Annotated in this window: 4 protein-coding genes; 1 reads left to right on the forward strand and 3 read right to left on the reverse strand. The window is 30.9% G+C overall.

What is annotated here, in order from left to right; translation table 11 throughout:
- Positions 1-38: 38 nt before the first annotated feature.
- The 3 genes from QVB70_RS10350 to QVB70_RS10360 form a co-directional block, all read right to left on the reverse strand.
- Complete coding sequence (locus QVB70_RS10350; RefSeq protein WP_287585749.1) at positions 39-941, reverse strand: hypothetical protein; 903 nt, start codon at positions 939-941, stop codon at positions 39-41.
- 149 nt (positions 942-1,090) lie between these two features.
- Positions 1,091-2,584, reverse strand: a complete 1,494-nt coding sequence (locus tag QVB70_RS10355) for a hypothetical protein (protein WP_287585752.1) — start codon at positions 2,582-2,584, stop codon at positions 1,091-1,093.
- A 284-nt stretch (positions 2,585-2,868) separates the two neighbouring features.
- Positions 2,869-3,795 (reverse strand): glycosyltransferase family 2 protein, encoded by a 927-nt coding sequence (locus QVB70_RS10360; protein WP_287585755.1) that lies wholly within the window; start codon positions 3,793-3,795, stop codon positions 2,869-2,871.
- A gap of 316 nt (positions 3,796-4,111) precedes the next feature.
- On the opposite strand from QVB70_RS10360, the gene QVB70_RS10365 reads away from it, so the two are divergent.
- A partial coding sequence (locus QVB70_RS10365) for a glycosyltransferase family 4 protein (RefSeq protein WP_287585758.1) occupies positions 4,112-5,280 on the forward strand: 1,169 nt, incomplete at its 3' end.

The following is a 5,280-nucleotide window of genomic DNA, read 5'->3' on the forward strand; positions in this document are numbered from 1 at the left end:
ATTGAAAATTAAGATAAATTTTTTAATATCACTAATATTTATTGAGAATTATTTTTCTGAATTGCAAGAAACAAATCAAGCCCTAACTGAACTAAGAAAGGCATAAAAATTAATAATATTGAGGGCACACCTAATTTCAATAAGGCAACCCAAGGCGAAGCACCGCTTATGGGAAGTTTTGTTTCTACCAGTACTGCCCCACCTCTAGTTAATAAAACATAAGAATACAAAACTCCCTCAGGACTTAAAATAAAGTATGGCAAATAAGCAAAAAGACATACCAGTAATGTGAAAATAGGATATTGGAGAATTTCATAACTCTTAGATTTATTATCGTATAGATACTTAATAAAAAGAGGAAGAAGAAAAACAGGAAAATACTTGAGCATAATTCCACAACCTAAACAAATTGCAGAGAGATTAAGCTTTTTATTCAAGAAAAAATACAATGAAAGAACCGAGAACAACATAGCAATATGATCGTGATGTTGTGCTTCAGCATAAACTACTATTGGCGAAATCGTATAAAGTAGCGATAGATAAAACGCGAGATTTTCGTTCTTCCACATCATTAAAACAGTTTTATATATTAAGACACATAATAACGTCCCAAAACCAAAATTAAAAAGAGGAACAAATACATAAACAAAATTGTAAAAGTTCCAATTTGATAAATAGCATAAAAACAGAATATAGGTTACTCCTAACGGTGGAAATGAGCATTCATAATCCCTATAGGGTATTAAGCCGTATTGGGATAGACTATATCTAGAATACCACTCAGGTACATCAACACTAAAAAGATTGCCTCCTTCTAAACCAGGATATATCGGAAAGTTCGGTCTAACAAAAAAATTTAGTATGATAAGATAAACTAGTCTCACGATCACTGAAAAAATTGTTAATTGTATGAGCCTATTTGCCTTCAGAATATTAGTCAATAGATTAACCACCCACTCCAAAAATAAATTATTGATTTCAGAATTCAATTGAATTGATATTTTCACCAAGATTGTTTTTAAAATATTGTGAATGAGAAAATTAAAAAGTTAAGTTGTCAATTGACTTTTTTTAATGAGTTTTTTGCTCACTAAAAACTCGTCAACCTTGTTTTTTCTTTTAATGAAATATATGCACGAGTATACACAAAACATACCAAAATAATGGAAAAAATGGCTATCACTAATATTCGATAGAATCCGTTTTCAAATAAAAATTCAATTGCTCTAAACAATGGAACAGCGTTTAGCCAAAATTTGGGATAAATACCTAATACCATAACAAATGTACTCCAAAAGAATAGGATATTAAAGATTATCTTTGATATCCTGGTTTTATTGGTATCGATTACAATCGATATATGAATAACTAGCAACGGAATCATCTCATTCAAGTATCTTGTCGACCATTCCCATTCTCCAATTGGCAATATATACGCATAAATTACCGCGACTAGAATAAAAGAAGTTAGAGAAAAAAATGAGATGTCGAATCCTTTTTGTTTAATTGTTCGGTAAATACCCAATAATGAGAAAATAAGCACTGGAGAATAGAAGAAGAGCCCTCTAAAAGGACTAAAAAGTAAGATAAATAATCCTACGAAAATATGTAATCCAGAATAAGATTGCTTTAATTGCCACCATAAGTACACATACGAAGGATAAGTGGGTTCTCCCGTAGACATAGCCACTGAAAATGTAGTGATCCATGGACCTGCGTAGGTATATATCGTAGTAAATGGATTTCCAAACAAAATAAAATTATACAACATATGAACAGGAATCATTGTACAAAATCCAGCCAAAAAAAGCGAGAATTTGCTGAGTTTTTTATTTAACAAGAATACAAGTAACATTGGAAAGAGGATGAAAGTGTTTGAATATCTTACAATTGTAGAATAACCCAATAACAATCCGGGAAAGATAAATTGTCTGTTTGTATTTTTTCTTCCTTTAATAATCTTCAAAACTTCATAAAAACTATAAAAAACTAACATTGTACCCAATGAATGGTCGAAAAACGATCTTGCATAAACTAAATTGACTGTTGCGAAGGCAAATACATAAGACGATAAAAAACTAGCTTTCTCACTTGCACCAAGAAATTTGCATAGTTTGTAAATTAATAAAACAGTATACGAAGCAGATAATACATTCACTTGGCATACAAAAAAGAATAAAACCCGTTCGAGGAGGACACCTTCTAAATTTAATAATCGTGCAATTAATGTACCAAGAATATAAAATGGAATGCCAAAGAAGGCGAGACCTGGTAGGTAGCGAATATACACGTTTCCATTAAGTACTATAAGATCCAATGGCTCTACTAATAGTACATTTTCAGCATAGGGAGTAATAGCAAAGCTATAGTTTTCAACAATTGTCTTTGTTAAAAAATAAGAGTCAATTTCATCCGATGCGGTATAATCTGCGAAAGGAGGTATAACTGACATGGCCATGAAGATTTCTAAAAATGCTAAAACAGTATAGATAAACCAAGGCAAAAGAAAAAGCCAAATAACCTGCTGTTTTCGGAGAGTCGATAATTTTGCTACTAGCCTACTTAAGTTCTTTCGAAACAACATGATTAAACCTATCCTAAGTCATAGTGGAAAATAGACGGATTTTTTTTCTATTAATTTTCCGCCTTCAATGCTCGCAGGTGTTTTTAGGTATTTAAGAACTAAATATTTTAAAAAGTAATGATTTCTGCAATCTGTGTTCTTGTGTGCCTATTAAATTAGAATTTTCTTATTCAAAACCATTCATTAAAACAGTCCGAAAATTTAAGTTTCGCTAAAATTTGTGATTTTGCAAACGGTATTTGCTATGATGACAAAATAATTCAATGAGCCTTAGATGGTTAAAATTAAGCGATATTTCCTTTTATAAAATATCTTAGCGTTTCAAACAAAAAACCAGACCAAAAGATCCATTTTGTAAGCAGTAAGTACGGAGCACACAACAAGAGATACTTTCTTGGAGTACTTTGTTGTTTTAGAATATGAAATAAGAAAAATAGATTAAGAAAAATGAAAGGAGATAAAAAAAAGACAATTCCTGTGAAAAAAAAGAAAATGATAGTTACTATACTTGCAATAATAGCTAGCGGGATAACTAAGGATCGTTTAAAATTACCAAAATATCTTCTACTATTATGAACATAACTCTTGCCTCCAGCAAAGTATTTACGCAGAGTAACTGAGCTCAAATGAGTGACTCTAAACGATGGATCTAATAATGTTTCATATCCGAGTTCATTAATTTGCCGAATTAAGACATTACCCTCAGACCATTTAAATTCACCAAACTTACATCCTTGATCAAATACTCTCTTCTTAAAGACGGCATTACCTTCTCTGAATCCCTCGTGAAATCCTATTATTTTTTTATTACTAAATTCTTCATTTAGGACTTTTTGAATAAGGTCTTTCCCTCCCGAATAATAACCTAATATTCCAACAATCTCTGGATGCTCATTAAACGTATCGATAATTCTTTGAAACCAATTCTCAGGAATGATGCAATCGACGTCTAAAAATGCTATAATTTCACCCCTAGCTTGTTTGATGCCAAAATTTCTTGCTAAACCCGCTGAATTACATTGTTTACAATAAAAATATCTTACCCCATATTCCATGCAAATATTTTTTGTGTTATCAGTTCCACTATCTACGACTACTATTTCATAGGAAATAGGTGATTTCTGTGCAATTAAAGCAGAGAGACAATCTCGGATGAATTTCTCTGAATTAAATGTTGGAATTATTACACTCATTAATTGATAGGATGACAATTCCATAACTCCAAATTTGGAAATCTACTACTTTTCAAAGAGCAATTTAAGTCTAGTTTCTTATTAAAAATGAAGTTCTTTAAACCTCTTTTTATGTAGTTTATTCATAGAATGAAATTAAGAGTATCTTCATTATTTCGAATAACTACCTCGTTTTAGGCTTTTTTAAAATCTCAGAACGTCGCACAAGAAACATCGTTGTTTTAATTAGCAGTATTAGAAATTTTTTATACCAATAATGAACACTTAAAAAAAAGAAAAACCTGATTAAATAAATGCTATAATAGGGAGAATTATGAGAGTTTGCTTTGTTTTTTTGTCAAAAAATCCTTGTTTGATTGATACGAAGTTTGGGGGAGGAAGTGAATATGGATTATATTTTCTTGCAAAAAACTTAGCAAAAAAGGGAATAAACGTTCATATAATCGCCAATCTACTAGAGAACGAAAATTACGTTAAAGATGGAATTTATTTTCATAATATTCCAATAGGAAAAAATGCTCTTTGGAGAAATCTTAAGATATTTAATTTTCTTTATGGACTAAATAAGAAATATAATTTTAATATTCTAAATCTTTTGAATGCAAATTTTGCTATGCCGATTCTCCTTTTCGCAAAAATGGAACATGTACCAATTATCTATTCAGAATGGAATCATTATCCTTGGCTGGAAGATAAGTGTAAGATCAATCCTCGAATTTATTGGTTGTTGATTAAATTAACTTTAAAACGATCTAAAGTTGTAACAGCAGCAAGTAATGTCTTAAGAAAGAAGATTTTAGACGAAATTAAGATTTCCGAATCAAGAATTAAAACTATTCCAATGGGAATGGACTTAACAAGTTTTCAAATAAAGAAATCTAATTTCGCAAAGGAAAAGCACGGCTTTAATGAAGACGATCCTATTTTGTTATCGGTTGCACGCATTGTGCCCCATAAAGGACATAAAGATTTAATTGAAGCAGTTGCAATGGTTAGGGAAGATATTCCTAATATTAAAGCATTATTAATTGGTCCAAGAGAAGAAAAATCTGCTTTTAGCATTAATGATTCTCCCTCTAGTTATTATTTTCAATTAATTTCATTAATTAAAGAATATGGTTTAGAGAAAAATGTTTTTTTCTTAGGCACTGTTCCTAGAGAGGATTTATCACTTTATTATTCCTCTTCCGATATTTTTGTTCTTCCCACAAGGAAAGAGGGTTTTGGAACAGTTTTTATAGAAGCAATGGCCTCAGGCCTACCCATAATTACATGTAAAATTGAACCGATGACCCAAGTTGTTGGCGAAAAGGTTGGCATTTTTATCGAGCCATCTAAAACAAAAAATCTAGCGGGAGCAATTAAAAAAATTCTCAACAATAAAGATTTAGCCACTAAAATGAGTTTGAATGCAATTGAAAGAGTAACACGCTACTATAGCATAAATGTGGTAGCGGAAGAAACTCATAAACTCTTCTTACAAGTTTTAGAGCACCTTAAGTC

Origin of the sequence: Candidatus Borrarchaeum sp. (genome assembly GCF_019058535.1) — an archaeon.
GTDB classification, from domain to species: Archaea; Asgardarchaeota; Sifarchaeia; order Borrarchaeales; family Borrarchaeaceae; genus Borrarchaeum; species Borrarchaeum weybense.

Excerpts from the sequence above, each read along its gene's own strand:
- QVB70_RS10355 (WP_287585752.1), bottom strand. The coding sequence starts at position 2,584 with ATGTTGTTTCGAAAGAACTTAAGTAGGCTAGTAGCAAAATTATCGACT.